The sequence below is a fragment of the Paenibacillus tepidiphilus genome (genome assembly GCF_008635795.1).
GTDB classification, from domain to species: domain Bacteria; phylum Bacillota; class Bacilli; order Paenibacillales; family Paenibacillaceae; genus Paenibacillus_AQ; species Paenibacillus_AQ tepidiphilus.
This window is the reverse complement of record NZ_VWRQ01000087.1, coordinates 1-524: the sequence shown is the minus strand read 5'-3', so window position 1 is coordinate 524 and position 524 is coordinate 1. Positions and strand designations below refer to the sequence as shown.

Sequence of the window (524 nt, the reverse complement as noted above, 5' to 3'; positions counted from 1 at the left end):
CTAAAATTTCAACGAAGCAACCGTAGTCGGTTAAGTTAGTTACTTTACCGGTTAATTTGCTGTTTACCGGGTGGTTTTGAGCGATTGCAGCCCATGGATCTTGACCTAATTGTTTTAAGCCTAATGATACACGAGTTTTCTCTTTGTCAAATTTAAGTACTTTAACAGTTACTTCTTGACCTACAGCAACCACTTCGCTTGGGTGTTTAACACGTTTCCATGCCATATCAGTGATATGTAATAAACCGTCCACACCGCCTAAATCAACGAATGCACCGTAATCCGTTAAGTTTTTAACCGTACCGGTTACAACAAAACCTTCAACTAAGTTCGCTAAAACTTCGTCACGATCTTGGTTGCTTTCAGATTCGATTACCGCACGACGAGAAACAACTACGTTGTTACGTTTTTGATCGAGTTTGATAACTTTGAATTCTAATTCTTTACCTTCTAAGTTTAAAGAATCGCGAACCGGACGAGTATCAACTAATGAACCTGGTAAGAATGCACGAACACCGTTTAAT

The 524-nt window shown here is 39.1% G+C and carries 1 protein-coding gene; it reads right to left on the bottom strand.

Annotated features, from left to right (window positions below; all coding sequences use genetic code 11):
• The coding region (locus F1379_RS29615; RefSeq protein WP_150276057.1) for a S1 RNA-binding domain-containing protein at positions 1–524 on the bottom strand (524 nt) is incomplete at both ends.